The organism is Microbacterium testaceum (assembly GCF_003075375.1).
In the GTDB taxonomy this organism is placed as follows: domain Bacteria; phylum Actinomycetota; class Actinomycetes; order Actinomycetales; family Microbacteriaceae; genus Microbacterium; species Microbacterium testaceum_E.
Genome location: NZ_QDFT01000037.1, coordinates 1 through 26,488, shown reverse-complemented (window position 1 = coordinate 26,488; position 26,488 = coordinate 1). Strand labels below are relative to the sequence as shown.

The following is a 26,488-nucleotide window of genomic DNA, read 5'->3' as shown; positions in this document are numbered from 1 at the left end:
CTTCGACACCCGCGACGGCGTCGAAGCGACCGGCGAAGGGTTCGATGAGGGCGTCGACGACGGTGCGCAGGGCCGCGGCATCCGTCAGAAGGGGCGTGATGTCGCGGAACACGATCCCGGGCTGGGGGTAGTCGGGGATGCTCGTGATGAGCGATTCAGCGCGGGCGAGGGCGGTGGCGTCGGGCACCCGTCCAGCCTAATCGCGGCGCCCCCGGGCGTCCCGTCGCGGCGACGGCGCGACCGCCCGACGCCGCTCCATGGTCGAGTGTCCACCACACGCCGCGAGCCGGCGGACGAACACGGCGTGCCCTGGACACTCGACATCGCGAACGAGCGGTGGAGGCCGCGAAGGCACACTCGACGTGTCTATCGAACGTGCAAGCGCTTGCAGTAGCCTGGGCGCATGACTTTCACGCAGGAAGACGCGCGCGCCGAACTGGCCTCGGCACCGGGCTCGGAGTGGTGGCGCACCGCCGTCATCTACCAGATCTACCCCCGCTCGTTCGCCGACGCCTCGGGCGACGGCCTGGGCGACCTCCCCGGCGTCACGGCGCACCTCGACGACCTGCGCGAGCTGGGGGTGGATGCCATCTGGCTCAGCCCCTTCCAGACGTCGCCGCAGAAGGACGCCGGCTACGACGTCGCCGACTACCGCGACGTCGACCCGATCTTCGGCACGCTGGCCGACTTCGACGCGATGCTCGCGGGCGCGCACGAGCGCGGCATCCGCGTGATCGTCGACCTCGTCCCCAACCACTCCAGCGATCAGCACGTGTGGTTCCAGCAGGCGCTGAAAGCCGCCCCCGGCAGCCCCGAGCGTGCGCGGTACATCTTCCGCGAGGGCAAGGGCGAGAACGGCGAGCTGCCCCCCAACAACTGGGAGAGCGTCTTCGGCGGCGGCATGTGGAAGCGCGTGACCGAGGCCGACGGCACGCCCGGCCAGTGGTACCTGCACATCTTCGACGAGACCCAGCCCGACTTCGACTGGACCAACGAAGAGGTGCGCGCCGAGTTCCGCGACGTGCTGCGCTTCTGGCTCGACCGCGGGGTCGACGGCTTCCGCGTCGACGTCGCCCATGGCCTGATCAAGGCCGAGGGCCTGCCCGACTACACGCCCGACCCCGAGGGCGGCTCGATGGGCGGCGACGCCGACGCCGTGCCGTACTGGGGCCAGCCGGGCGTGCACGAGGTGTGGCGCGAATGGCACGAGGTGCTCGCCGAGTACGACGGCGACCGCGCGCTGTGCGCCGAGGCGTGGCTGCCGACGGTGGCCGAGACGGCCCTGTGGGTCCGCCCCGACGAGATGCACCAGGCGTTCAACTTCCACTACCTCGAGACGAAGTGGGATGCCGCAGCCCTGCGCGCCGTAATCGAGGAGTCCCTCGCCGAGTACGGCGCCGTCGGCGCCCCGAGCACATGGGTGCTGTCGAACCACGACGTCGTGCGCCACGCCTCGCGCCTGGCGCTGACGGCCGAGAACCCCCAGGGCGCCGGCATCGGACCGAAGTCGCCCGGCCAGCCCGACCCCGTCAAGGGCCTGCGCCGCGCCCGCGCCGCCACCGCGCTGATGCTCGCGCTCCCCGGCTCGTCGTACCTGTACCAGGGCGAAGAGCTCGGCCTGCCCGAGGTGATCGATCTGCCCGACGACGCCCGCCAGGATCCGACGTGGTTCCGCACGAACGGCGAGCGCTACGGTCGTGACGGATGCCGCGTGCCCCTGCCGTGGACCGCGGACTCCCCCGCCTACGGCTTCAACGACACCGGCGCCTCGTGGCTGCCGCAGCCGAGCGAGTGGGCCGACCTGGCCCACGACGTGCAGGTCGACGACCCGGCCTCGCCCCTGTCGATGTACCGCGCGTTGCTCGCCGAGCGTCGCGCCCGCGGCCTGGGCGCCGGCGCGCTGGAGTGGATCGACGGATACGGCGACGACGTCGTGGCGGCACACAACGGCTCGGTGCTCGTGATCGCCAACCTCGGCGACGCGAGCGTCGACCTGCCCGCGGGCGAGGTCCTCGTGGCGAGCGGCCCGCTGGACGGCGACCGCCTGCCCACCGACACGACGGTCTGGATCGCGGCGGCCTGAGCCGCGGCATCCCTTCTCGGACGAGACCGTGGCCGGTATCGACGACGTCGCCCGCCGGGCGGGAGTGTCGACGGCCACGGTCTCGCGTGCTCTGAGCGGCCGGGGTCCCGTGTCCGCCGCGACGCGCGACCGCGTACGTGCGGCGGCCGATGCCCTCGGGTACGTCGTGTCGGCCTCGGCCTCGAGCCTCGCGACGGGGCGGACCCGCGCCGTCGGCGTGGTCGTGCCGTTCCTGGACCGCTGGTTCTTCAGCACCGTGCTGGCCGGCATCTCGGACGGCCTGGTCCGCCGCGGCTACGACATCACGCTGTACAGCGTCAGCGAGGACCCCGCCGAACGGCGCCGCGTCTTCGACGACCACCTGCGTCGCCAGCGCATCGACGCGGTGATCACGATCGCCCTCGAATTGGATGCCGCCGAATCAGCGCACCTGCGCGGACTCGGCGTGCCCATCGTCGCGATCGCCGGCCCCAACCCGCTGCTGACCACGCTGACCGTGGACGACCTCGCCGTCGGTCGTCTCGCGACCGCGCACCTGCTCGACCTCGGCCACCGGCGGATCGCGCACATCGGCGACGACGGCGCCGGTTCCGCCGACACGGGCTCGTCGGTGCCGGCCCTGCGCCGCCACGGCTTCGTCCGGAGCCTCGCCGACGCCGGCGTCGACGACGCCTGGGTCGAGGCCGCCGACTTCACCATCGAGGGAGGCTCGGCCGCGGCCACCCGCGCGTTGACCGCCGCCGCGCCGCCCACCGCGCTCTTCGCCGCCTCGGACGAGATGGCGATCGGCGCGATCCTCGCGGCACGGGCGCTCGGGCTCCGCGTTCCCGAGGATGTGTCGGTGATCGGCGTCGACGGGCACGAACTCGGCCGCTGGTTCGGCCTGACGACGGTGGACCAGTTCGCGCGCGGCCAGGGCGAACGCGCGGCTGCCGAGGTCCTCGACGAGCTCGACGGCGCCGAGCCGGCGCGCGGGCGCGGCACGCTGCCCTTCGAGTTGGTCGACCGCGGGTCGACCGCCCCGCCGCGGGCCTGAGCCCCGGCATCCCTCCCCGTCAGACGAGCGCGGTTCGCCGACGCCTCAGCGACCGGAACCGGCGAGGGACCCCGTCGTCAGCTCGGTCGCCGGATCGAACAGCAGGCACGAGACCTCGCGGTCGCCCGACGCCCACGTCTGCTCGGTGGGGCCGACGAAGTAGTAGTTGAGCGTCGAGTCGTTGTAGCTCGCCCCGACGTAGGCCGGGTAGGCGGCCTCGCAGCCCGCGAAGGCGGCCTCTTGGATTGCTTCGTCGCCGGGGAACGCAGACGCGTCGGGCACCTCGAACCCGGCGAAGATCTCGAACGCGTGGGGAGCGGCGCAATCGACCAGGTTGCCCGCGGCGATGACACCGCCGGGCAGCGAATCCAGGCACGCCCCGACCGACAGGACCGACGGGTCGACCGCCGCCTGCTCGTCGGGCGCGATGGTCACCTCGCCGTCCCGCGAGAGGCCGAAGGGGTCGGACGCGTCGGATCCGGCGCCGAACAGCACGAAGACCACGAATGCGAGGGCCGCGATGAACCCGAGGACGGTGAGCACGGCACCGGCGATGATCCCGCCCAGGGCGAGACCCCGGCCCTTCTCGCCGGTGCGCTTGATCTGCGCGAGGGCGACGGCGCCCGCCACGATCCCGCCGATCGGAAAGAGGAAGCCCAACACGATCGCGACGATCGAGACGGGGTTCGTGCGGTCGGATGAGGGCGCGGGCGAGGTGTAGACCGGGGGCGCCGCGACCGTCGTCGAGGCGTACCCCGGGTAGCCGTTCGCGGCGAAGCCCATCGCCGCCGAGGGCACCGGCGCGGCGGACGGTGCCGACGCCGCCACCGTCAGCAGCCCCTGCTGCGCGAGTCGCGCCCCCGACAGGCGCGCGGCCTCGGTCACCACGTCGCCGCCCTTGGCCGCGCCCAGCGCGCCCCCCTTGAGGAACCCGCCGAGCGCGGACTGCGCGAACACCGCGAGCGTCCCCTCTTCGACCTCGGACAGGCGGACGTCGAAGCGCACGTGCATGTCCTGCCCCGCGAACGCCCCCGCGACCAGGGTGGTGCCGAGGCTGCCCCGCTCGACCTCGAGCAGTCCCGCCCCGTTCGGCCGCACGGCGAAGCCCTGCTCGGTCAAGACCGTCGTCAGGGCCTCACCCGCCGCATCGACGGGGAGGGACAGTCGCAGTTCGGCCGACGACATGGGGGCTCCTGTGCTCGCGAGCCACGGGGATCGCGGCGTCGGTCCAGGGTACCCGTCGCCCGCCGCGACGCCCAGGGCTCGCGCGTCCCTCGTCAGCGGATGCGGCCCACCAGGTCGTCCCGGGTGAGCGTGTCGGCCTCGGCGAGCACCGCACGCGCCGCATCGCGGGCGTCCTCGACGTTCCACAGCAGCACGCCGACCACGCGGTCGTCGTCGAGGTAGTAGACGACGCCGTGGTCGGCATCCGTCCAGTCCTCCACCGTCTCGAGCGAGGAGTCGAGCGTGCCGACGGCCTCGTAGCGGATGCCGAACACCGCCGAGTAGTAGTACGGCGTGTGCGTGTACGCCTCGGCGGCGCCGGCGAGGTTGCGCCCCGCGGCCTTGCCCTGCTCGTTGGCGTTGTCGACGTGCTCGACCCGGCGGCGTCCGAGAAGGCGGTCGGGGTAGTTGGCCACGTCTCCGGCGGCGTACACGTCGTCCGCCGACGCGCGCAGCTGCGCGTCGACGACGACGCCGTCGTCCACCTTCAGTCCCGCACGCTCGGCCAGATCGGTCGCGACCTCGATGCCCAGACCGCTGACGACGGCGTCGGCGCGCACCTCGTCGCCGTTCTCGAGCTGCAGCCGCACGCCCTCGGCATCCGCTCGCCCGCCGGCGACCTTCGACCCCGCGACGATCTCGACGCCCGCATCGCGGAACAGCTTCTCGAACCGCTCGGCCAGGCCCGCGGGAAACACCGCGTCGCCCAGCACCGACCCGGTGTGGATGAGGACGGTGTCCACGCCGTTCTGGACGAGGGCCGCGGCGAGCTCGGAACCGATGTAGCCGCCGCCGACGACCGCGATGCGGTCCACGTCCTCGGCCAGCGCGCGCAGGGCGCGGTAGTCCTCGGCGGTGCGGAACGACAGGGCGCGCGCCCCGTCGGAGTGATCGTCGATCGGCAGGGGCACGGGCGTGCCGCCGGTGGCGATGAGCAGCTTGCCGTACGAGAAGGTCTGGTCGCCGGCATCCACTTCTCTCGCCTCGGGACGGATGGCGGTCGCGCGCGTGCGCAGGCGCACGTCGGCGCCGGTGTCGTCGGCGGTGCCGAGGGGCACCTTGTCCCACGTGAACTCGTCGTCGGTCCACAGCTTCTTGCTGAGGGCGGGGCGTGTGTACGGCTCGTCGACGTCGTCGCTCAGGATGCCGATCGACCCGTCCGCGTCGATCTCGCGGATGCCGCGCGCGGCGGTGTCGGCGACCATCCCGCCGCCGACGATGAGGTAATCGAAGTGTGTCGTGGTCATGCGCACAGCCTTTCGCCCGCACCCGACCGCCTCGGACGGGTTGCGGGGGTCCTGACCTTGCGGTACCACCCGTCGAGTGTCCACGACACGCCGTCTCCCGGGCCCGCCATCCGGTGTGTTCTGGACACTCGACGGAAAAGACGCGGGACCTGGCCGCGAACTAGGCTCGGGACATGAGCGTCGACCTCGAGAGCCTGTACACCGATCTGCACGCCCACCCCGAGCTGTCGTTCCAAGAGACGCGGACCGCGGGCGTCATCGCCCGCCACCTCGCCGACCTCGGTCTCGAGGTCGAAGAGGGCGTCGGCCGTACGGGGCTGGTCACGACGATCCGCAACGGCGAGGGCCCCGTCGTGTGGCTGCGCGCCGACATGGACGGCCTGCCCGTCGAGGAGCAGACCGGCCTCGCCTACGCCAGCACCGCCCGCGGCACCGACCCGGCCGGCAACGCCGTGCCCGTCATGCACGCGTGCGGCCACGACATGCACGTCACCGCGCTGATCGGCGCCCTCGAACGCCTGGTCGCGACCACCGACGAGTGGGCGGGGACGATCGTCGCGGTGTTCCAGCCCGCCGAGGAGTACGGCGCCGGATCGCAGGCGATGATCGCCGACGGCGTGCTCGAGCGCTACCCGACGCCCGACATCGTGCTCGGCCAGCACGTCACCCCCCTGCCCGCCGGGGTGATCGGCGTGCGCCCGGGCACGCAGATGGCGGCCTCGGACGGTCTGACGGTCGTGCTGCACGGCCGCGGCGGCCACGGCTCGCGTCCGCACTCCACGATCGACCCCGTCGTCATGGCCGCCGCGACCGTCATGCGCCTGCAGACGGTCGTCTCGCGCGAGGTCGACCCGCGCGACGTCGCGGTCGTCACGGTCGGGTCGATCCACGCCGGGCTGAAGAACAACATCATCCCGGCCGAGGCCAAGCTCGAGCTGAGCCTGCGATACCCCGACGACGCGGCGCGCGAGCGCGTGATGGGCAAGGTCGAGCGGATCGTGCGCGCCGAGGCACTGGCATCCGGAGCCGAGAAGGAACCCACGATCACGACGGATCACTCCCTGCCGCCGACCATCAACGACGTCGACGCCACCGCGCGGTTGAGCCACGCGTTCCGCCGCGCGTTCGGCGAGGGGGCGGTCGTCGACCCCGGCATGTTCACCGGCAGCGAGGACGTCTCGTGGTTCGCCCGCGAATCGGGAGCACCGCTGGTGTTCTGGTTCTGGGGCGGGGTGGACCCGCAGAAATTCGCGGATGCCGTGGCCGGCGGCACCATCGAGCGCGACATCCCGACGAACCACTCGCCGTTCTTCGCCCCGGTGCTCCAGCCCACGCTCGACCGCGGCGTCGAGAACCTGGTGGTCGCCGCCCGGGAGTTCCTGGCCTAGGGAGCCCTTCTCCGTCGAGTGTCCACGGCGCGCCGCACGGCGCGCGAGCGAGGCGGCGTGTCGTGGACACTCGACCGGTCTTTCCGCGCCGATGTCCAGCCCCGTGACGTTGACGACGTGCGGGCGTACGGTTCGATCGTGACGTTCAACGACAACGCCCGCGTCGGCGGCAACTCGGCGAAGCGCCGCGGCGGGACGGTCGCGGCCGTCGGCGGTGGCGCCGTGGGCCTCGGTGCGATCGTGGTGTTCCTGATCTCGGCCTTCACCGGCACCGACCTGACCGGATTGCTCGGCGGGGGTGCGCCGGCCGGTCCGCAGAGCGGCGGCGAGACGATCGCCGACTGTCAGACCGGACGGGATGCCAACACCGACGACTCGTGCCGACTGGCCGCCGCCTCGCTCGACATCGATCAGTTCTGGCAGCAGCGCCTCGACGGGTATCGCGAGCCGCAGCTCGTCATCGTCGACCAGGCGACCTCGAGCTCGTGCGGCACCGCGTCGAACGCGACCGGCCCGTTCTACTGCCCGCCGGACGAGACCGTCTACGTCGACCCGACGTTCTTCTCGCTGCTGCGGTCGCAGTACGACACGACCGCCGGCCCCCTCGCCCAGCTCTACGTGCTCGCACACGAGTACGGCCATCACGTGCAGAACCTGACCGGCGTGATGCAGCAGTACCCGAACAACGGGACGGGCCCCGACAGCAACGGCGTCCGCACCGAGCTGCAGGCCGACTGCTATGCCGGGGCCTGGGTCGCCGCCGCGAGCGAGCAGGTCGACGAGAACGGCACGCCCTATCTGCAGCCGCCGACGCAGCAGCAGATCGCCGATGCCCTGTCGGCCGCGTCGGCCGTCGGCGACGACCACATCCAGGCCGAATCCGGCGGGGTCGTCAACCCCGAGAGCTTCACGCACGGGTCGAGCGAGCAGCGCACGCGGTGGTTCGGCGTGGGCCACGACGGTGGTGTCAACGCCTGCGACACGTTCTCGGTGCCGGGCGGCAGCCTGTAGCCCCGGGCTCTACGGGGCTACAGGTGGCCGCGGCTCAATCCTCCTTGGGCCGCGACCGCACGATGATCACCACGAGCACGCCGACCAGCACGATCACCGCGCCTCCGGCGAGCAGACCGATCGTCAGACCGGACATGCCCGCGCTCTCGGACGCGGCGGACGACGCCTCGGGCGCCGCGGTCGCCCCGGCCGCGCTCGCGCACACCGAGGCATCCGTGCCCTCGGACTGACTCGCGCCCGTGTAGGTGAAGGGGATGACACCCGAGACGGGGTGGCCGTCCGACGACACCGCGCGCCACTCGACGGTGTAGTCACCGGGCGCGCCGAGGGCGACCGGCAGGGTGAGCGTCGGGCCCGCGAGTCCCACGCAGTCGCTCTCGTAGTGCCGGCCGTCGGGGCCGAGCACGATGACGATGTTTCCGCCGTCGTAGCCGAGCAGGTTGGCGCTGAAGTCGAGCGAGACCTCGGACAGCGATGCGACGCTGTCGCCCGCGGCGGGAGTCGACGAGACGAGACTGTCGTGGGCGGATGCCGCCGTCGCCCCGCCGAGGGCGGCGGTGATCGCCGCAGCGACCACCACCGCCCCGGCCAGAACCCGACGCAGCGTGTTCCGGGAGCGCACGATCAGCCGCGCTTCGGGCGACGCGCGAACGCCAGGGCGCCGAGCACCGCACCCGCGGCCGCGACCACGAGCGCCGCGATGCTCAGGCCGAGCGCGACGCCCGAGGAGTCGTCCGACGTGGTCGACGCGGCCGCCATGTCGTCCATCGCGGGCGCCGCCGACGCGGTGCCGTGTCCGCCGTGGCTGTGCTCACCGGTCGGCGGGGTGTCGTTGATGTAGAGCACCGGCGCGGGCTCGAGCGTGTCGTCGGCCGCGACCTCGTCGGGCGTCGCCGCCCAGTCCACGACCTCGCCGTCCGAGTAGGTCTGCGTCGCCGGGAGCACGAGGTGCCCGGTGTCGGGGATGGGACCGAGGACGGCCGAGAACATCTGGAACTGGTCCTGACCGATGCCCACACCCGGGTCGGCCTGCCACACGATCTTCAGCGCGGCATCCGAGATGGTGTTGCCCTCGACCTCGACGGGCGCGGGCAGCGCGCCCTTCTCGACGGTCGCGGTCCAGCCGGGAACGGGCTCGACGAGCACCGCGCTGAGCGGGGTGTCGGTGGGCAGGTCGACCTCGACCTTGACGGTGGATGCCGTCTCGGACTCGGTCGGCACGCGGAAGTTGACGGTGGCGTAGCTGCCGGGGGTGGCGGTGGTGGGGTTGACGGTGACGTGGGCCGACGCCGCGAGGGGCGCGGCGATCGCGAGGGCCGCGCCGGCGGTGAGGCCGACGAGGGCACGACGAAGAGTGGTCTTGCGAGACATGGTGCTGCTTTTTGAAGGGGCGCGCGCCGAAAAGGCGCTTCACGCGCGGAAGAGGGGTCGGGGTGTCACGCCGCGCGCGGCGGACCCCGATGCCTCATCGGCGACAACACCGTCATCGCCCTCGTCAGCAGCAGCGGCTCGGGGGCCGAGGGCGCGGCATCGGTCCGCACGCCGAGACCGCGGAACGGCCGCAGCACGGCCAGAACGGCGACGACGAAGCGCGTGATCGCCTGCAGGGCCCGTTCGCCGCGGCCGAGCGCTGCGATCGTCACGACCGCGGCGAACGCGTGCGCGGCCCACATCCAGGGCGAGTGCATCGTGTGCGCGGGGGCGACGGCATCCCAGGCCATCGTCGTCGCGCCGTGGTGCGCCGCCGTGGCCGCGGTGCCGCCCCCGGTCAGGTCGAGGGCCAGGATGCCGTGGAACAACGCCTGGCTGAGCACCACCGCGGTCGACAGTCGCCACCACGACATCGCGCGGCCGGCCAGCAGCACGCACACGGGGGTGGCGAGGCACAGCGCGACCGCGATGTTGATCGCGGACGGCAGGGCGGAGTCGACGGCGCCGTGCGAGACGGTCGCGACGAAGGTCGCCACGGCGGCCGCGGCGGCACCGCGGACCGCGCGCTGCGCGCGCCCTGCTCTCGACGACATGTCACTCCCTGGCATCCAGCCTAGGCGGGCCCACCGACACCGGTGCGGCCTATGCTTCGGCGGCGAGAGACGTGCGGCGGTGGCGGGGCGCACGCCCGACACCCCGGTTCCGGATGCCTGCACCCCACCGCCCGCCCGCGAACCCCGCACGACGGCGCCGCCCCGCTACGGTCGAGGAATGGACGACCTCCGCGACACCGCCTCTGCCCTCGCCTACGGAGCCGAGCTCCTGCGCGGCGAACGGGTCCGCCTGCGGGCGACCACGGACGCCGATCTCGACCCTCTCGTGGACTGGTGGCGTCGCGACGACGCGGCGGTTCTGCAGCAGGGCGGCGTGCAGCATCGGCCCGCGGCATCCGTGCGCGAGATGTTCCAGGCGTGGAGCCGCAACGACTCCCCCGGCGGGGCCGGCTTCAGCATCGACGACGAAGAGGGACGACTCATCGGGCACACGACGCTGTGGGGAGGCGGTCTGCCGGCGCGTGTGGCGACCTTCGCGATCATCATCGGCCCCGACGCGGTCGGCCGGGGCTACGGGACGGATGCCACCCGCACGATGCTGCGCTACGCCTTCGACGAGCTGGGCCTGAACAAGGTCGAGCTGCGGGTGTGGGCCTTCAACACGCGAGCCCTGCGCGCCTACGAGAAGGCGGGTTTCGTCCGCGAGGGCGTGCGTCGGGCGGTGGCGTTCCACGGAGGCCGCTTCCACGACGAGGTGCTGATGGGCGTTCTCACCGGGAATTCGCCGCGGCGGGTTGAGCTCCGCGCCGCGCCCTGCTCCGGGACGTCGTGTCGGCCAAACCCTGTCATCGGATCCGGCGAAGGCGATCCACCGTCGGGCTCTGCACGCCGGCGCGGTCGTCGACGAGACGGCGGCGACCGATCCAGCCGGTGAGTCCCCGGCCGTCGGGCCACACGACGAGCAGCGCAGCCGTCGCCAGCGCCAGCACGAGCGCCAGCAGCGACCACGGCGCCGGCAGGGCGCCGAGCATCGCGTAGGCCCCCGCCCCGGTCGCGAACCGCAGCGGCCGGGCGAGCCACCCCGGCAGCAGCCCGTTCGTGAAGCGCACCCGGGTCGCGAGATCGCCCACCGAGCGACCGGTCGCCAGGACGACACCGAGCCAGACGCCCGCCGAGACGAGGGTTCCGGCGAGAGAGGCGACCTCGTCGGTCGAGAAGGTCGCGGCATCGCCGAGGGTGAGCGCGATCGCGGCCTGCACCAGGATCGACACCGCGAAGCCGACCAGGCCGACACCCACGACATCGCAGACGATCCCGAGCAGCCGGCGGCGGCGGGTCACGGGGCGGGGGTGCTCGGCATCCGCCCGCTTCGTCAGACCGCGATGCTGCGCGGGCACCGCGAACGCCAGGATCGAGCCCAGCAGCGCCCCCGAGGTGTTCGCGATCAGATCGTCGACGTCGAACACGCGGTACGCGCACGGGAAGAGGCCCCACACGCCGGTCAGCTGGGTCGTCTCGATGAGGCCCGAGGTCGCCACGCCCGCGAGACCCGCGATCAGGATGCCGCGCCCCCCGAGCACCCGCAGGAAGAACCCGAGAGGCAGGAAGAGCAGCACGTTCAGCGCGACCTGCAGCACGACGGGGTCGGTGAGATAGCGGCCCGAGACGGCGACGGCCGCGCGGATCTCGTCGACGAACTCGAACGGGCGCAGGTTGACCCCCGCGCAGCGGTAGGTCTCGGAATCGGGCAGGGGGACGAGGGTGTACGTCCAGATCGCCCAGAAGTACACGGCGGCCCCCGCCCACAGCACCGAGCGCCAGAGGGTCAGGCCGCCCCGCCGACGGTAACTCAGCGCCACGAACGGCACGAAGGCCAGCACCGCCACGACCGCCCCCGCGACGACGGCGAGCAGCCCCGAGCCCACGATGTTGTCCACCCCGCGAGCATAGGGAAAGGCGGGGCGGGAAGAATCCCGACCCCGCGCCGGTTACCCTCGGCGCGACGGTATCCTGCACTGCCCGGTCACGTTCCGACGACCGGGGGGTGAACGTCGTGCGCGTCAGATTGCGCCCAGCGTCCAGGGGGCGTAATGTCGCGCGCCGTGACTGACGAAAGTCGCGTTGACGGCGAAGAGACGCCGATCGCGAAACGCATCCTGATCGGCGAGCCCCTCACCTCCGAGAAACTCGACGAGCAGCTCCTCCCGAAGAAGATGGCGCTGCCCATCTTCGCCTCCGACGCCCTCTCCTCCGTGGCCTACGCCCCGCAGGAACTGCTGATGATCCTGCTCATCGGCGGAACGGCCCTGCTGACCCTCAGCCCGTGGGTCGCGGTGGCCGTCGTGGTGCTGCTGGTCGTGGTGGTGCTCAGCTACCGTCAGCTCATCAAGGCCTACCCCTCGGGCGGTGGGGACTACGAGGTCGCGAGCAAGAACCTGGGCGAGGTGCCGGGCGTGGTGGTGGCCGCCGCCCTGCTCGTGGACTACGTGCTCACGGTCGCCGTGTCGGTGGCATCCGGGGTCGACAACATCATCTCGGCGCTGCCGGCGCTCAACCCGTTCCGGGTCGAGATCGCGGTCGGCTTCGTCATCCTCATCGTCATCGTCAACCTGCGCGGCGTGCGCGAGGCGTCGAGCGTGTTCGCCATCCCGACCTACCTCTTCATCGGCTCGGTCGCGGTGATGATCGTCGTCGGCCTGGGCCGCGCCGTCTTCGGCGACGCCCCGCACGCGTCGAGCGCCGAGTACACCGTGCAGGCCGAATCGCTCACGCAGGCCGCGCTGATCCTGCTCATCCTGCGCGCGTTCTCGAGCGGCTGCTCGGCCCTGACGGGAGTGGAGGCCGTGTCGAACGGCGTGCCCGCGTTCCGGATGCCGAAGATCCGCAACGCCCAGACGACGCTCACCATGATGGGCGGCATCGCCATCATGCTGTTCGCCGGTCTGACCGCGCTCGCCCTCATCGCGGGCGTGCAGTACGCCGAGAACCCGTGCAACCTGATCGGCTTCGACTGCGCGAACAATCCGCAACCGAGCCTCATGGCGCAGGTCGCCGCCGCGACCTTCGGCATGGGGAGCATCCCGTTCTTCATCATCCAGGCCGCGACGGCGTGCGTGCTGCTGCTCGCCGCCAACACCGCGTTCAACGGCTTCCCGCTGCTGGGCGCCGTGCTCGCGCGTGACGGTTACGCTCCGAAGTCCCTCAACACCCGCGGCGATCGGCTGGTCTACTCGAACGGCATGATCATCCTCGGCATCGTCGCGATCGGCGTGCTGATCGTCTACCAGGCCAACCTCACGACGCTGATCCAGCTGTACATCATCGGGGTGTTCGTGTCGTTCTCGCTCGGTCAGATCGGGATGGTGCGCCACTGGCGCCGCGCGCTGCGAGGACTGAACGATCTCCCCGCGGAGGCCGCGAAGCAGCAGTCCGCGGCCATCGAGCGTCGCTCCGCCATCTCGGGCCTGTGGATCAACTCGATCGGCGCCGGCATGACGGTACTCGTGCTGCTGATCGTCACGATCACCAAGTTCACGCACGGCGCCTGGCTGGTCTTCATCGCCATCCCGATCCTCGCGGTCCTCATGCTCGGCGTGAACCGGTACTACCGCGACGTCGAGCACGAGATCCGCATGGACGACGACGTGCACTTCGGCTCGTCGGGCGACGTGGCGATCGTGCTGGTGAACCGCTTGCAGAAGCCGGTCATGAAGGCCATCGACTACGCCCTGGCGGCCAACCACGACAAGACGCTCGCCGTGCACGTCGCCATCACCGACGAGGATGCGGCCAAGCTGCAGAAGGAGTGGGCCGAGCACGACATGCCCCTCCCCCTCGTCATCATCGACTCGCCGTACCGCACGTACAGCTCGCCGGTGTCGACCTTCATCAAGAAGTACCGCGAGAACAACGGCTCGGCCGTCGTCACGGTCTACCTGCCGCAGTTCATCGTGGGCCACTGGTGGGAGTCGCTCCTGCACAACCGCCGCTCGCGCCGCCTCGCGCAGCAGCTGATGCTCGTGCACGGCGTGACGATCACCCTCGTGCCGTGGCTGCTGGACTCTTCCGAGCTCATCTACGGCCGCCGCTCGCGCCCCCTGCCGGGGCAGTCCCGCAGCGGTCGTCCCGTCGCCGAGGTCCCGGCCCAGCGCGTCAAGAAGACGCCGCCGACCTCGGCCTCCTGAGCCGGCCCGGACGCCCTCGCCCTTCTCGGGCGGGGGCGTTCGGCGTTGACCCCCGGGTCCGCCGGGTTCCGCCGGGTTCCGCCGGGTTCCGCCGGGTTCCGCCGGTGCCCCGCACCCGCCCGCGCCCGGCGGCCGGGGCGCCGGGCGCCGGGCGCCGGCTCATGCTGTCGAGTGTCCAAGACACGCGGACGGGGGACGCTCGGCATCCGCATGTCTTGGACACTCAACCCCCGGGGGGCCCCGGGGGGCGGAGGGCGGGGCGGGGGGCGGGCGGGGGCGGGCGGGGGTCAGTCGGTGGGGCGCCGGCGCATGCGTTTCACGTCGGTGCGGCGTTGCTTGGCCTGCAGGCGGCGCTCCTTCGAGCCGCGCGTCGGCTTCGTCGCGCGTCGCGGCGGGGCGGGCGGCCGCACGGCCTCGGCCACGAGGGCGGCGAGCCGCGCTCGCGCCACATCGCGGTTGCGCAGCTGGGCCCGGTGCTCCGACGCCGCGATCGTCGGCACGCCGTCGACGAGACGGTTCCCGAGCCGCTCCCGCACCCGCTCGCGCTGGACGGGGGACAGAACCGCGGATGCCGCGGCATCCCACATCAGCTCCACCCGGGAATCCGCGGTGTTCACGCCCTGACCGCCCGGGCCCGACGAGCGTGAGAAACGCCACGACAGCTCGGCCGCGGGGATCACGAGGTGCGCGTTCACGCGCACGTCCGAGTCGGCCATGCTCCCATCATCCGCCGGTTCGCTCCGTGGTGCCGACGGGCAGCGGCACCGGCCGCCGCCGGGCGTAAGCACTCCGTATGCGTCCGCGAGCGACCCGTAGGGAAAGCGTTAGGGCCGACGGATGTCGAGCCCCGGCGGAGTTGTATCGACACACGTGCCGCCCCGCGGCGCCCGCGGTCCGCCGCGGACACACCCGAACCTGGAGTCGTCGTGCTCGATGTCGTCTTCCTCGCCGTGACCGCCGCGCTGTTCGCGCTGGTCGCGCTCGTCGCCAAGGGGGTCGAGAAGCTGGGCCCCGAGGCCCGCCCCTCGTCCGCCCGCCCCGCCGGACGCGGAGGCGACCGACCGTGATCCTCTTCTCGATCCTCGCCGCCGTCCTGGCCGTCGCCGCCGTCGTGTACCTCGTGGTCGCGCTCGTCCGTCCCGAGAAGTTCTGATCCATGGACGCTGGAACCATCTGGTCGATCGTCCTGACCAGCCTCACGCTCATCGTCGCCCTGGGCCTGGCCTACCGCCCCCTCGGCGACTACATCGCCCGCATCTACACCGGCGAGCGCGACCTCGCCGTCGAGCGCGGCGTCTACCGTCTGATCGGCGTCGACGCGCGCAGCGCCCAGACATGGCAGGCGTACCTGCGCTCAGTGCTGCTGTTCTCGTTCGTCGGCGTCGTCTTCGTCTACGCGCTCATGCGCCTGCAGGCCGTCCTGCCCTTCGCCCTCGGCCTCGAGGCCCCCGGCGAGGCACTGTCGTTCAACACCGCCGTGTCGTTCGTGACGAACACCAACTGGCAGTCGTACGCGGGTGAGTCCACCCTCGGCTACACGGTGCAGTTCGCCGCGCTCACGGTGCAGAACTTCGTGTCGGCCGCGGTGGGCATCGCGATCGCCGTGGCCCTGGTGCGCGGTTTCGCGTACCGCCGCAGCGCCGTGATCGGCAACTTCTGGGTCGACCTCGTCCGCGGCACGCTGCGCCTGCTGCTGCCGTTCTCGATCGTCGCGGCGATCGTCCTGCTCGCGGGCGGCGTCATCCAGAACCTGAACGGCTTCACGGATGCCACGACCCTGGCCGGGGCGACCCAGTCGATCTCGGGTGGGCCGGTGGCATCCCAAGAGGCCATCAAACTGCTCGGCACGAACGGCGGCGGATTCTTCAACGTCAACTCCGCGCACCCGTTCGAGAACCCCGCGCCGTGGACGAACCTCTTCGAGATCTTCCTCATGCTCGTCATCCCCTTCTCGCTGCCCCGCGCGTTCGGCCGCATCATCGGCGACGACCGTCAGGGCTACACGATCCTCGGTGTCATGGCGGCGATCTTCGCGGCATCCACCGCCCTTCTCACCTGGGCCGAGATGGCCGGCGCCGGAACGGCCCCGATGCTCGCGGGCGGCGCGTTGGAGGGCAAAGAGGTGCGCTTCGGCCTGTTCGGCTCGACGCTGTTCGGCTCGACGAGCACCCTCACCTCGACCGGTGCCGTCAACTCGATGCACGACAGCTACACGGCGCTGGGCGGCATGATGCCGATGATCAACATGATGCTCGGCGAGGTCGCCCCCGGCGGCGTCGGCTCGGGCCTGTACGGCATGCTGATCCTCGCCGTGATCGCGGTGTTCGTCGGCGGCCTGCTGATCGGCCGTACGCCCGAGTACCTCGGCAAGAAGATCGGGCCGCGCGAGATCAAGCTGGCGAGCCTGTACATCCTCGTCACGCCGACCCTCGTGCTGGCCGGGACGGCGCTGAGCTTCGGCATCCCGTCCATCCGGTCCGACGTCGAGGCGACGTCGATCTACAACCCGGGCGTGCACGGGCTGAGCGAGGTGCTCTACGCCTTCACCTCGGCGGCGAACAACAACGGCTCCGCCTTCGCCGGTCTCACGGCCAACACCCCGTGGTTCAACACCGCGCTCGGTGTCGCGATGCTGCTCGGACGCTTTCTGCCGATCGTGTTCGTGCTTGCGCTGGCCGGTGCCCTCGCGGCACAGGATGCCGTGCCGGCGACCGTCGGAACCCTGCCGACGCACCGCCCGCAATTCGCCGGTCTGCTCGCCGGCGTCGCCGTGATCGTCACGGCTCTGACCTACTTCCCGGTCCTCACCCTCGGACCCCTCGCTGAAGGGCTCTCGCTCTGATGTCCACCGTCACCCACGCTCCGGCCCCCGCCCCCGCGGACGAGGCCGCACCCGCCCCGCGCCGCGCGTTCAGCGCCGCGCAGATCGTCGCCGCCACGCCGGGCGCCGCGAAGAAGCTCAACCCTGCCGCGCAGTGGCGCAACCCCGTGATGTTCCTCGTCTGGGTGGGGGCGGCGCTGACGACGCTCATCGCGATCGCCGAGCCGTTCGTCGGCGGCCGCGACGACACCCTCCCCTTCGGCTTCACGTGGGGCATCGCCGTGTGGTTGTGGCTCACGGTGTTCTTCGCCAACGTCGCCGAGTCCGTCGCCGAGGGCCGCGGCAAGGCCCAGGCGGCCACGCTGCGCAAGACCCGCACGACGACCTCGGCCCGCCGCGTGGTCTCGTACGACGCGAAGGCGGACCCCTCGGCATCCGGAGCCTCCACCGAGGACGTGCCCTCGGGCGACCTGCGCGTCGGCGATGTCGTGCTGGTCGAGACCGGTGAGCTCATCCCCGGCGACGGCGACATCGTCTCGGGCATCGCGACCGTCGACGAGTCGGCCATCACCGGCGAGTCGGCCCCCGTCGTGCGCGAATCCGGGGGCGACCGCAGCGCCGTCACCGGCGGCACGCGCGTCCTCAGCGACCGCATCGTGGTGAAGATCACTTCGAAGCCGGGCGAGACGTTCGTCGACCGCATGATCGCGCTCGTCGAGGGCGCCTCGCGTCAGCGCACGCCCAACGAGATCGCGCTGAACATCCTGCTCGCGAGCCTGTCGATCGTGTTCGTCGTGGTCGTGCTGGTGCTGAACCCGATCGCCTCGTACGCGGCGTCCCCCGTCTCGATCCCCGTGCTCGTGGCGCTGCTGGTCTGCCTCATCCCGACGACGATCGGCGCGCTGCTGAGCGCGATCGGCATCGCCGGCATGGACCGCCTGGTGCAGCGCAACGTCCTGGCGATGTCGGGGCGCGCGGTCGAGGCCGCGGGCGACGTCACCACCCTGCTGCTCGATAAGACCGGCACCATCACCTACGGAAACCGTCGGGCCTCGGCCTTCGTGCCGCTCGACGGCGTCGGCGGGCCGCTGCTCGCCGAGTACGCCTCGCTGTCGTCGCAGGCCGACCCCACGCCCGAGGGCGTCTCGGTGGTCGAGCTCGCCGCCGCGCAGGGCATCGTCGCCGAGATGCCCCGCGGCGCCGAGCCGGTGCCCTTCACCGCGCAGACGCGCATGAGCGGACTCGACCTGGCCGACGGCACGCAGGTGCGCAAGGGCGCGAGCGCGGCCGTGCTCGCCTGGCTCGAATCCACGGGGACGCCCGTCGCGACGGCGCTGCGCGCGCAGCTGCTGAGCGAGACGGATGCCATCGCGCAGTCCGGCGGCACCCCGCTCGTCGTGGCGACATGGACGCCGGCGTCGTCCGGAACGGGCGTCGGCCGCCTGCTCGGCGTCATCCACCTCAAGGACGTCGTCAAGGACGGCCTGCGCGAGCGCTTCGGCGAGCTGCGCGCGATGGGCATCCGCACCGTGATGATCACGGGCGACAACCCGCTCACCGCCAAGGCGATCGCCGCCGAGGCGGGTGTCGACGACTTCCTCGCCGAGGCCACGCCCGAAGACAAGCTCGCCCTGATCCAGCGCGAACAGGAGGGCGGCAACCTCGTCGCGATGACCGGTGACGGCACCAACGACGCCCCCGCCCTCGCGCAGGCCGACGTGGGCGTCGCGATGAACACGGGCACCTCGGCCGCGAAAGAGGCCGGCAACATGGTCGACCTCGACAGCGACCCGACCAAGCTCATCGACATCGTGCGCATCGGCAAGCAGCTGCTCATCACGCGCGGCGCGCTCACGACGTTCTCGCTCGCCAACGACATCGCGAAGTACTTCGCCATCATCCCGGCGATGTTCATGGGGGTGTTCCCGGGCCTCGCGGTGCTCAACGTCATGCAGCTGTCGTCTCCGGCATCCGCTGTCCTGAGCGCGATCATCTTCAACGCGATCGTGATCATCGTGCTCATCCCCCTCGCCCTGCGCGGTGTGAAATACCGCGCTGCGAGCGCCGCGAGCATCCTCAGCCGCAACCTGCTCGTCTACGGACTTGGCGGCGTCCTCGTCCCCTTCATCGGCATCAAGCTCATCGACCTCGTCGTGAGCCTGCTGCCGGGATTCTGAAAGGCCCCGTCATGCGTCTCACCCTGCGTACTGCGGGTGTCGCCGTCCGCGCGATGCTCGTCTTCACCGCCCTCCTCGGCGTGGGCTACATGCTGCTGATCACCGCGATCGGCCAGGTCGCCCTGCCGTTCCAGGCCAACGGCTCGCTCGTCTCCGCGGCCGATGGCACGGTTGCCGGCTCGCAGCTCATCGGGCAGTCCTTCACGGATGCCGACGGCGCCGCGCTGCCGCAGTACTTCCAGTCGCGTCCCTCGGCGGCCGGCGACGGCTACGACGCCGCCGCGTCGAGCGGATCGAACCTCGGGCCCGAGAACGAGGACCTCATCGCCTCAATCTCGGAGCGCGAGGAGGCGTCGCGCGTGCTCGATGGAGACGGCACGATCCCCGTCGACGCGCTCACCGCCTCGGGCTCGGGCCTGGACCCCGACATCTCGGTCGCGAACGCCGAGCGTCAGGTGGCGCGGGTCGCCGAGGCCCGTGGCATCCCGGTCTCCGACGTCGAGGCGCTCGTCGCCGCGCACACGCTGCCCCGCGACCTCGGATACCTCGGCGATCCGCGCGTCAACGTCGTGGAGCTCAATCGCGCGCTCGACGCCCGCTGAGCGACGAGAATCGTCGTCATGCGCATGCCCTCCGCCGCCGCCGTCGCGCCTCTCGCGCGGCGGCGGTGGCGCGCCGTGGTGTCGTCGCTGCGCATCGCACCCGTTTCATCGGCGCCATTTTGCACGCATCAAGCGCGCGCGCCGCACTTTGACGCCACCCAACGCGTTGCCGCCCGCCGCTCCGCCGCCACCGCCGTTTCATCGGCGCCATTTGGCACGAATCAAGCGCGCGCGCGACACTTTGCCGCCACCCAACGCGCTGTCACCACCCGCCGCTCCGCCGCCGCCGCCGCCGTCTCATTGGCGCCGTTTGGCACACATCAAGCGCGCGCGCGACACTTTGACGCCACCCAACGCGCCGTCACCGCCCAACGCCCCGCCACCGCCGTTTCATCGGCGCCATTTGGCACGAATCAAGCGCCCACGCGACACTTTGACGCCACCCAACGTGACGCCACCCAACGCGCCACCGCCCGCCGCGCCCCCACCCCCGCCCCCACCCAACGCCCCACCGCCGGGAGCGCCGCGTGAAGCGCGGGCGGCTGCGCGTGCTGCTCGGCATGGCGCCGGGCGTCGGCAAGACGTACGAGATGCTCGAAGAGGGGCGGCGCCTGCGCGACGAGGGACGTGACGTCGTCATCGCGGTCGTCGAGACCCACGGCCGCGTCGCCACGGCCGCGCAGGCGGAGGGCCTCGAGGTCCTCCCGCGCCGGGCCGTCGCCCACCGCGGGGTCGCGCTCGACGAGATGGACCTGGATGCCGTGCGCGAGCGGCATCCGCAGATCGCCCTCGTCGACGAGCTCGCCCACACCAACGCCCCCGGCTCGCGGCACGACAAGCGCTGGCTCGACGTGAACGACCTGCTGGACGCGGGGATCGACGTCATCACCACCGTCAACGTGCAGCACATCGAATCGCTCAACGACGTGGTCGAGAAGATCACCGGGGTGACCCAGCGCGAGACGGTCCCGGATGCCGTGGTGCGCGCCGCCGATCAGATCGAGGTCGTGGACCTGGCGCCGCAATCGCTGCGGGACCGTCTCGCGGCGGGCTCGGTGTACCCGGCCGAGCGCATCGACGCGGCGCTGTCGAATTACTTCCGCCTGGGCAACCTCACGGCGCTGCGCGAACTCGCCCTGCTGTGGCTCGCCGACGAGGTCGACTCCGCGCTGCAGCGCTACCGCACCGAGCACGGCATCGAGGGGACGTGGCAGGCGCGCGAGCGCGTCGTCGTGGCCCTGACCGGCGGACCCGAGGGCGAGACGCTGCTGCGCCGCGGCGCGCGGATCGCGGCGCGATCGGCCGGAGGCGAACTGCTCGCGGTGCACGTGTCGACGCAGGACGGCCTGCGCGCGAGCGCTCCCGGGGCCCTCGCCGAGCAGCGGGCGCTGGTCGAGACCCTCGGCGGGTCGTATCACCAGGTCGTCGGCGAGGACCCGGCGACCGCCCTGGTCGACTTCGCCCGCTCGGTCAACGCCTCGCAGCTCGTGATCGGTGTGAGCCGACGCGGACGACTCGCGACGGCCCTGACCGGCCCCGGCATCGGCGCGACCGTCATCCGGCTGTCGGGCGACATCGACGTGCACATCGTCAACCACGCGCGCGCCGGCGGGCGCTTCGCCCTCCCCCGCCTGGTCGGGCCCGCTCTGAGCGCGAAGCGTCGCATCCTGGGCTTCGTCACCGCCCTCGTCGGCGGACCGCTCATCTCGATGCTGCTGCTGTCGACCGGGTCCGACGACTCCGTCGCCGCCGACGTGCTGGTGTACCAGCTGCTCGTCGTCGTCGTCGCGCTGATCGGCGGCATCTGGCCCGCCCTGTTCGCGGCCGTGCTGTCGGGCTTCACGCTGAACTTCTTGTTCATCGAGCCGCTGTACACCGTCACGATCAGCAACCCGGCCAATGCGCTCGCCCTCGCGCTGTACGTGGTCATCGCGACGCTCGTCAGCATCGTCGTCGACCAGGCCGCCCGCCGGGCGCGTTCGGCTCGCCGCGCCGCCGCCGAGGCCGAGCTGCTCGCCACCGTCGCCGGGAGCGTGCTGCGCGGCGAGAGCGCCGTGCCCGCGCTGGTCAGTCGGGCCCGCGAGGCGTTCGGCCTGGCGGGGGTGCGGTTGATCGCGGCGAACGGCGACGTCATCGCCACCGACGGCGAGCCGGTGCGCGACGAACGCTCCACCGCCGTGCCGGTCGGAGTCGACCGTGCCGTGCTCGAGCTGCACGGCCGGGATCTGGATGCCGGAGAACGCCGCCTTCTCGACGTCGTCGTCGCGCAGCTCGCCGCCGCCCTCGAGCGCACCGACCTGGCCGAGACGGCCGCCGAGGCGGGGGCCCTCGCCGAGACCGACCAGGTGCGCAGCGCCCTGCTGTCGGCGGTGAGCCACGACCTGCGCCGGCCCCTGGCCGCGGCCGTCGCCTCGCTCGGCGGTCTGCGCGCCGCGGGCGACCAGCTGTCGGACGACGACCGCCGCGAGCTGCTCGAGACCGCCGACGAGAGCCTCGCGACGCTGTCGGTGCTGGTCACCGACCTGCTCGACGTCAGCCGCGTGCAGGCGGGCGTGCTCGCCGTGTCGCTGACGGCGACCGATGCGGCGGGCGTCGTGCTGATGGCCCTCGACGAGCTCGACCTCGGCCCCGACGACGTCGAACTCGCGCTCGACCCCGACCTGCCCCTGCTGCGCGCCGACCCCGTCCTGCTGCAGCGCGTGCTCGTCAACGTGCTCACCAACGCGCAGCGGTACACCCCCGACGGCGAGCGCGTCCGCATCGCGACGAGCCGCCTGGGCGGGACCGCCGAGATCCGCGTCATCGATCACGGCCCCGGCATCGCGGCCGACCGCCGCGAGGACATGTTCTCGCCGTTCCAACGGCTGGGCGACACCGACAACACAGCCGGGCTCGGCCTGGGCCTCGCCCTCTCGCGCGGTTTCGCCGAGGGCATGGGCGGCACCCTCACCCCCGAAGACACCCCCGGCGGCGGCCTCACGATGGTGGTGGCGTTGCCCGTCGAGAAAGCGGATGCCACGGCATCCGGAACCCCCAGGAGCATCGCGTGAAGATCCTCATCGCCGACGACGACCCGCAGTTGGTCCGGGCCCTGCGCATCACGCTGGCCGCGCACGGCTACGACGTCGTCGCCGCGGCCGACGGGGCCGCGGCCATCACGCTCGCCGCCCAGGCCCACCCCGATCTCGTCCTGCTGGACCTCGGGATGCCGCACCTCGACGGCGTGCAGGTGATCCAGGCGCTACGCGGCTGGACGACCGCGCCGATCATCGTCGTCTCGGGACGCACCGGCTCGGCCGACAAGGTCGAGGCCCTCGACGCGGGAGCCGACGATTACGTGACCAAGCCGTTCCAGATCGACGAGCTGCTCGCGCGCCTGCGCGTGCACGCGCGGCGCACGGTTCCCGCGAGCGGGGAGTCGACCGTGCGCTTCGGCGACGTCGAGGTCGACCTGGCGGCGAAGGCCGTACTGCGGGACGGCGCGCGCGTGCACCTCACGCCGACGGAGTGGCGGATGCTCGAGTTCCTCGCCCGCAACCCCGGGTCGCTGGTCACCCGCCAGACGCTGCTGAAAGAGATCTGGGCGAGCGAGCAGGTCGCCGACAGCGGGTACCTGCGGCTGTACATGTCGCAGTTGCGCAAGAAGCTCGAAGCCGACCCCTCGGCGCCGGTGCACCTGCTGACCGAACAGGGCATGGGGTACCGACTGGTGGTGTGACTCGCCTGCGATGCGCCGGATGGCGGCATCCACTTCGGAGCCCGGCACGTCGGTTCAGCGGGAGCCGGGCTCGCCCTCGACCTCGTCGTCGGCCGCGCAGGCCTCGAACTCGGCCTGCACGCGGGCGCAGCGGCAGGCGTAGACGATCGAGTGCAGCAGCATCAGCGGACCTCGCCGACCGTGTGGCATCCGGGGCAGGGGACGGCGATCCGGTCGCCCACCCGCACATCGCCGGGGAGCACCACCGTGCCGCACGGTTCCTCCCCATGGGCGTCGAGCACGGCGAACGGCTCGTCGTACGCGTGCGACACCCGACCCAGCAGCCGTGCCTCGCGCCAGATGACATCGAGACCCGCGGCGCACGCGTCCAGGCGCACGGTGTCGGGGCCGGCATCCGTCACCGTGGCCACGATCACCGTCGTCGACAGGACGGGGGATGCCACCCCTCCCGACGCCGGGATCACCGCCGGCCCCGTGCACACGCAGGGCGTGCCGCAGATGTCGGCGTAACGACCGACCGACACCGCGCGGACGGTGACGTCGTCGAGCGTCGGCGCCGATCCGGCGGGCCACGCCGAGGGGTCGAACGGCGCCGGGATGCTGGCGCGCAGGGTGGGGAGCAGGGCCGTGAGGGTCATGGCATCCGGTCTACGCCCCGCGGTCGTGCGGTGAGGCGATCCTCACGCTTCGCGAACGGCCCGCGTGCGGATCCTCACCCTTCGCTCGCGCGCGGCGCGCGGCGCGCGGACACGCGGACGCCCGGACACGCCGAGACTGCATCCGGCCGACATCTCGGTTGCAGGATGTCGACGAGACTGCATCCGGCCGACATCTCGGTTGCAGGATGTCGCCGAGTTGTCAGCCCGATGCAGTCTCGCGGCCCGATGGGTCCTAGCCGCCCGCGCGTCGCGCCCGCCACCCCACCCACCCGGGCGCCCGCCCACCCGCCGCCGCGTAGCCTAGAACCGTGACCCTCCCCTTCGACGTCGACGCCGTGCGCGCCGACTTCCCGATCCTCGAGACCGAGGTCGACGGCCACCCCCTCGTCTACCTCGATTCCGGCGCGACGAGCCAGAAGCCCCGCGCCGTCCTCGACGCCGAGCGCGACTTCCTCGAGCGCGCGAACGCCGCCGTGCACCGCGGCGCGCACACCCTCGCCGCCGAGGCCACCGAGCTGTTCGAAGACGCCCGTGTCACGGTCGCCGCGTTCGTCGGCGCCGAGCCCGAGCAGCTGGTCTGGACGAACGGGGCCACCGCCGGCCTCAACCTGGTCGCCGGTTCGCTGGGCTACGCCGGGCGCCTGCGCGAGGGCGACGAGATCGTCGTGACCGAGGCCGAGCATCACGCCAACCTCATCCCCTGGCAGGAACTCGCCGCCCGCACGGGCGCGCGCCTGCGCCACATCCCCGTGCTCGACGACGGCACGCTCGACATGCGCGCCGCGGCCGAGCTCATCGGCGAGCGCACGAAGGTCGTGGCTTTCCCGCACGTCTCGAACGTCCTCGGCATCGTCAACCCGGTCGCCAAGCTCGTCACGCTCGCTCGCGGCGCGGGTGCGCTGACGGTGCTCGACGCGTGCCAGTCGGCTCCGCACCTCGCGCTCGATCTTCCGGCATCCGGAGTCGATCTCGCCGTCTTCTCGGGGCACAAGGTCTACGGACCCTACGGGATCGGGGTGCTGTGGGGGCGCGACGAGGTGCTCGAGGCGCTGCCGCCGTTCACCACCGGCGGGTCGATGATCACCACCGTCACGCTCGACCGCGCCGAGTACCTGCCCCCGCCGCAGCGCTTCGAACCGGGGACGCAGCCGGTGTCTCAGGCCGTGGCCCTCGCCGCGGCGGTCCGCTGGCTCGGTGGGCTCGACCTCGACGCGGCGCACGCGCACGAGGCCGCCCTCGAGACGCGCATGCGCGAGGGACTGCGGTCGATCGACGGCATCCGTCTGCTCGGAGACACGGATGCCGCCGACCGCGTCGCCCTGCAGGCGTTCGAGGTCGAGGGGGTCCACGCGCACGACGTGGGCCAGTTCCTCGACTCCCGCGGCGTCGCGGTGCGCGTCGGCCACCACTGCGCCCAGCCGCTGCACCGCCGCTTCGGCCTGACGGCGTCGGTGCGCGCGAGCGCCGCGATCCACACGACCGAGGCCGAGATCGACACCTTCCTCGACGCGGTGTCGGGCGTGCGCGGCTTCTTCGGGGTCGGCGCATGAGCGGGCTGGAGTCGCTGTACCAGGAGCTCATCCTCGACCACGCCAAGAACCGGCGCGGCTTCGGTCTCGCGGAGCCCGGCGCGCACAGCGCGACGATTCATCAGCGCAACCCGATCTGCGGCGACGAGATCACGCTGCGCGTCGACGTCGAGGGCGACCGCGTGGCATCCGTCACTTGGGAGGGCGCGGGCTGCTCGATCTCGCAGTCCTCGGCCTCCATGCTCGTCGCCCTGCTGCAGGAGGACGGCGGCGACGACGGCATGCCGACCGCCGACGTCGAGGCGCTCATCGCGCAGTTCCGCGAGGCGCTGCGCTCACGCGGCAAGATCCCGCTCGACGAGGAGACCTTCGCCGACGCCGCTGCCCTCTCGGGGGTGTCGAAGTACACCGCGCGGGTCAAGTGCGCGATGCTCGCGTGGGTCGCGCTCGAAGAAGGGCTGCGGCAGGCCTGAGGTCGCGGCGGCGGCGCGGCCTCGTGCGGCGTGGCGGGGCCGGGCAGCGCGGCGGGGCCGGGTCCGGCATCCCGGAACTCGGAGAAACGCACGAAACTCGGAAGATCCCCCGCGAAAAGTCCGAGAACGGCGCCTTTCTCCGACATCCGTGACGGCGCGGCGCGGCGCGAGCGCCTAGCCCGGCCCGGCGGCGCGGCGGCGCGGCGGCGGCGGGTGCCAACATCCCGGAACTCGGAGAAACGCACGAAACTCGGAAGATCCCGCGCGAAAACTCCGACAACGGCGCCCTTCTCCGAGACCCGTGTCGGCGATAGCCTTCCCGCAGCGAGCGAGAGGGCRGATGCCATGGCC

General features: G+C 72.1%; 23 protein-coding genes and 1 pseudogene. 15 read left to right on the top strand and 9 right to left on the bottom strand.

The annotated features are described in order from the left end of the window. A pseudogene (locus tag DC432_RS12890) lies at positions 1 to 187 on the bottom strand (adenine phosphoribosyltransferase); the annotation flags it as partial. Positions 188 to 403: 216 nt separating this feature from the next. Here DC432_RS12890 and DC432_RS12885 point away from each other — a divergent pair. Both DC432_RS12885 and DC432_RS12880 read left to right on the top strand, forming a co-directional pair. Then, positions 404 to 2,083 (top strand): glycoside hydrolase family 13 protein, encoded by a 1,680-nt coding sequence (locus tag DC432_RS12885; protein ID WP_116537870.1) that lies wholly within the window; start codon positions 404 to 406, stop codon positions 2,081 to 2,083. Positions 2,084 to 2,111: 28 nt separating this feature from the next. Beyond that, entirely contained in the window at positions 2,112 to 3,119 is a 1,008-nt protein-coding gene (locus DC432_RS12880) for a LacI family DNA-binding transcriptional regulator (protein WP_116538221.1), read from the top strand. A 45-nt stretch (positions 3,120 to 3,164) separates the two neighbouring features. Here the strand turns inward: DC432_RS12880 and DC432_RS12875 are convergent, their stop codons facing one another. Further along, positions 3,165 to 4,304: a DUF4190 domain-containing protein gene (locus DC432_RS12875; protein WP_116538220.1), complete on the bottom strand. Its 1,140-nt coding sequence runs from the start codon at positions 4,302 to 4,304 to the stop codon at positions 3,165 to 3,167. 92 nt (positions 4,305 to 4,396) lie between these two features. Further along, positions 4,397 to 5,590: an NAD(P)/FAD-dependent oxidoreductase gene (locus DC432_RS12870; protein WP_116538219.1), complete on the bottom strand. Its 1,194-nt coding sequence runs from the start codon at positions 5,588 to 5,590 to the stop codon at positions 4,397 to 4,399. Positions 5,591 to 5,763: 173 nt separating this feature from the next. Between DC432_RS12870 and DC432_RS12865 the strand changes: the two genes are divergently transcribed. Then, on the top strand, positions 5,764 to 6,978 hold the full coding sequence (locus tag DC432_RS12865; RefSeq protein ID WP_116538218.1) for an amidohydrolase: 1,215 nt from the start codon (positions 5,764 to 5,766) through the stop codon (positions 6,976 to 6,978). A gap of 138 nt (positions 6,979 to 7,116) precedes the next feature. Then, positions 7,117 to 7,989 carry a KPN_02809 family neutral zinc metallopeptidase gene (gene ypfJ, locus DC432_RS12860; RefSeq protein ID WP_116538223.1) on the top strand — a complete coding sequence of 291 codons (873 nt, stop codon included), beginning with the start codon at positions 7,117 to 7,119 and terminating at the stop codon, positions 7,987 to 7,989. Positions 7,990 to 8,023: 34 nt separating this feature from the next. Here ypfJ and DC432_RS12855 read toward each other — a convergent pair whose 3' ends face one another. From DC432_RS12855 to DC432_RS12845, 3 genes are all read right to left on the bottom strand, one after another. Further along, complete coding sequence (locus tag DC432_RS12855) at positions 8,024 to 8,611, bottom strand: copper resistance CopC family protein (RefSeq protein ID WP_116538217.1); 588 nt, start codon at positions 8,609 to 8,611, stop codon at positions 8,024 to 8,026. A gap of 2 nt (positions 8,612 to 8,613) precedes the next feature. After that, positions 8,614 to 9,360, bottom strand: coding sequence for a YcnI family copper-binding membrane protein (locus tag DC432_RS12850; RefSeq protein ID WP_116538216.1), 747 nt, complete (start codon positions 9,358 to 9,360; stop codon positions 8,614 to 8,616). 65 nt (positions 9,361 to 9,425) lie between these two features. Then, positions 9,426 to 10,013, bottom strand: coding sequence for a hypothetical protein (locus DC432_RS12845; RefSeq protein WP_116538215.1), 588 nt, complete (start codon positions 10,011 to 10,013; stop codon positions 9,426 to 9,428). A gap of 178 nt (positions 10,014 to 10,191) precedes the next feature. Between DC432_RS12845 and DC432_RS12840 the strand changes: the two genes are divergently transcribed. Continuing rightward, complete coding sequence (locus tag DC432_RS12840; RefSeq protein WP_116538214.1) at positions 10,192 to 10,908, top strand: GNAT family N-acetyltransferase; 717 nt, start codon at positions 10,192 to 10,194, stop codon at positions 10,906 to 10,908. Here DC432_RS12840 and DC432_RS12835 read toward each other — a convergent pair. Then, positions 10,820 to 11,911, bottom strand: a complete 1,092-nt coding sequence (locus DC432_RS12835; protein WP_243393126.1) for a VanZ family protein — start codon at positions 11,909 to 11,911, stop codon at positions 10,820 to 10,822. The genes DC432_RS12840 and DC432_RS12835 overlap by 89 nt on opposite strands. A gap of 153 nt (positions 11,912 to 12,064) precedes the next feature. Here DC432_RS12835 and DC432_RS12830 point away from each other — a divergent pair, with 153 nt between their 5' ends. Next, positions 12,065 to 14,158 (top strand): APC family permease, encoded by a 2,094-nt coding sequence (locus DC432_RS12830; RefSeq protein ID WP_116538213.1) that lies wholly within the window; start codon positions 12,065 to 12,067, stop codon positions 14,156 to 14,158. A 287-nt stretch (positions 14,159 to 14,445) separates the two neighbouring features. Here the strand turns inward: DC432_RS12830 and arfB are convergent, their stop codons facing one another. Then, on the bottom strand, positions 14,446 to 14,874 hold the full coding sequence (gene arfB, locus DC432_RS12825) for an alternative ribosome rescue aminoacyl-tRNA hydrolase ArfB (protein WP_116538212.1): 429 nt from the start codon (positions 14,872 to 14,874) through the stop codon (positions 14,446 to 14,448). Between the two features lie 210 nt (positions 14,875 to 15,084). On the opposite strand from arfB, the gene DC432_RS16465 reads away from it, so the two are divergent. The 7 genes from DC432_RS16465 (at position 15,085) to DC432_RS12795 (ending at position 23,476) form a co-directional block, all read left to right on the top strand. Next, a complete protein-coding gene (locus DC432_RS16465; protein WP_165801267.1) occupies positions 15,085 to 15,225 on the top strand; it encodes a hypothetical protein in 141 nt (46 codons plus the stop codon). Then, positions 15,222 to 15,311, top strand: a complete 90-nt coding sequence (gene kdpF, locus DC432_RS12820; protein ID WP_116538211.1) for a K(+)-transporting ATPase subunit F — start codon at positions 15,222 to 15,224, stop codon at positions 15,309 to 15,311. Before DC432_RS16465 ends, kdpF begins: the two co-directional genes overlap by 4 nt. 3 nt (positions 15,312 to 15,314) lie before the next feature. Further along, positions 15,315 to 17,000 carry a potassium-transporting ATPase subunit KdpA gene (kdpA, locus tag DC432_RS12815; protein ID WP_116538210.1) on the top strand — a complete coding sequence of 562 codons (1,686 nt, stop codon included), beginning with the start codon at positions 15,315 to 15,317 and terminating at the stop codon, positions 16,998 to 17,000. Further along, positions 17,000 to 19,156, top strand: coding sequence for a potassium-transporting ATPase subunit KdpB (gene kdpB, locus DC432_RS12810; RefSeq protein WP_116538209.1), 2,157 nt, complete (start codon positions 17,000 to 17,002; stop codon positions 19,154 to 19,156). Before kdpA ends, kdpB begins: the two co-directional genes overlap by 1 nt. 11 nt (positions 19,157 to 19,167) lie before the next feature. Beyond that, positions 19,168 to 19,758 (top strand): K(+)-transporting ATPase subunit C, encoded by a 591-nt coding sequence (gene kdpC / locus DC432_RS12805; RefSeq protein ID WP_116538208.1) that lies wholly within the window; start codon positions 19,168 to 19,170, stop codon positions 19,756 to 19,758. Between the two features lie 527 nt (positions 19,759 to 20,285). Continuing rightward, positions 20,286 to 22,808 (top strand): sensor histidine kinase, encoded by a 2,523-nt coding sequence (locus DC432_RS12800; RefSeq protein ID WP_116538207.1) that lies wholly within the window; start codon positions 20,286 to 20,288, stop codon positions 22,806 to 22,808. After that, positions 22,805 to 23,476, top strand: a complete 672-nt coding sequence (locus tag DC432_RS12795; protein ID WP_116538206.1) for a response regulator — start codon at positions 22,805 to 22,807, stop codon at positions 23,474 to 23,476. Before DC432_RS12800 ends, DC432_RS12795 begins: the two co-directional genes overlap by 4 nt. A gap of 161 nt (positions 23,477 to 23,637) precedes the next feature. On the opposite strand, the gene DC432_RS12790 is transcribed toward DC432_RS12795, so the two are convergent. Next, positions 23,638 to 24,114 carry a hypothetical protein gene (locus DC432_RS12790; RefSeq protein ID WP_116538205.1) on the bottom strand — a complete coding sequence of 159 codons (477 nt, stop codon included), beginning with the start codon at positions 24,112 to 24,114 and terminating at the stop codon, positions 23,638 to 23,640. A gap of 329 nt (positions 24,115 to 24,443) precedes the next feature. Between DC432_RS12790 and DC432_RS12785 the strand changes: the two genes are divergently transcribed. Continuing rightward, positions 24,444 to 25,685 carry an aminotransferase class V-fold PLP-dependent enzyme gene (locus DC432_RS12785; RefSeq protein WP_116538204.1) on the top strand — a complete coding sequence of 414 codons (1,242 nt, stop codon included), beginning with the start codon at positions 24,444 to 24,446 and terminating at the stop codon, positions 25,683 to 25,685. After that, a complete protein-coding gene (gene sufU / locus DC432_RS12780) occupies positions 25,682 to 26,137 on the top strand; it encodes a Fe-S cluster assembly sulfur transfer protein SufU (RefSeq protein WP_116538203.1) in 456 nt (151 codons plus the stop codon). Before DC432_RS12785 ends, sufU begins: the two co-directional genes overlap by 4 nt. Positions 26,138 to 26,488: the final 351 nt, after the last annotated feature.

Coding starts and splice junctions, on each gene's coding strand:
- kdpB (WP_116538209.1), top strand. CDS start 17,000: ATGTCCACCGTCACCCACGCTCCGGCCCCCGCCCCCGCGGACGAGGCC.
- arfB (WP_116538212.1), bottom strand. CDS start 14,874: ATGGCCGACTCGGACGTGCGCGTGAACGCGCACCTCGTGATCCCCGCG.
- DC432_RS12790 (WP_116538205.1), bottom strand. CDS start 24,114: ATGACCCTCACGGCCCTGCTCCCCACCCTGCGCGCCAGCATCCCGGCG.
- DC432_RS12875 (WP_116538220.1), bottom strand. CDS start 4,304: ATGTCGTCGGCCGAACTGCGACTGTCCCTCCCCGTCGATGCGGCGGGT.
- DC432_RS12845 (WP_116538215.1), bottom strand. CDS start 10,013: ATGTCGTCGAGAGCAGGGCGCGCGCAGCGCGCGGTCCGCGGTGCCGCC.
- DC432_RS12840 (WP_116538214.1), top strand. CDS start 10,192: ATGGACGACCTCCGCGACACCGCCTCTGCCCTCGCCTACGGAGCCGAG.
- kdpC (WP_116538208.1), top strand. CDS start 19,168: ATGCGTCTCACCCTGCGTACTGCGGGTGTCGCCGTCCGCGCGATGCTC.
- kdpA (WP_116538210.1), top strand. CDS start 15,315: ATGGACGCTGGAACCATCTGGTCGATCGTCCTGACCAGCCTCACGCTC.
- DC432_RS12850 (WP_116538216.1), bottom strand. CDS start 9,360: ATGTCTCGCAAGACCACTCTTCGTCGTGCCCTCGTCGGCCTCACCGCC.
- DC432_RS12885 (WP_116537870.1), top strand. CDS start 404: ATGACTTTCACGCAGGAAGACGCGCGCGCCGAACTGGCCTCGGCACCG.
- DC432_RS12830 (WP_116538213.1), top strand. CDS start 12,065: ATGTCGCGCGCCGTGACTGACGAAAGTCGCGTTGACGGCGAAGAGACG.
- sufU (WP_116538203.1), top strand. CDS start 25,682: ATGAGCGGGCTGGAGTCGCTGTACCAGGAGCTCATCCTCGACCACGCC.
- DC432_RS12865 (WP_116538218.1), top strand. CDS start 5,764: ATGAGCGTCGACCTCGAGAGCCTGTACACCGATCTGCACGCCCACCCC.
- DC432_RS12870 (WP_116538219.1), bottom strand. CDS start 5,590: ATGACCACGACACACTTCGATTACCTCATCGTCGGCGGCGGGATGGTC.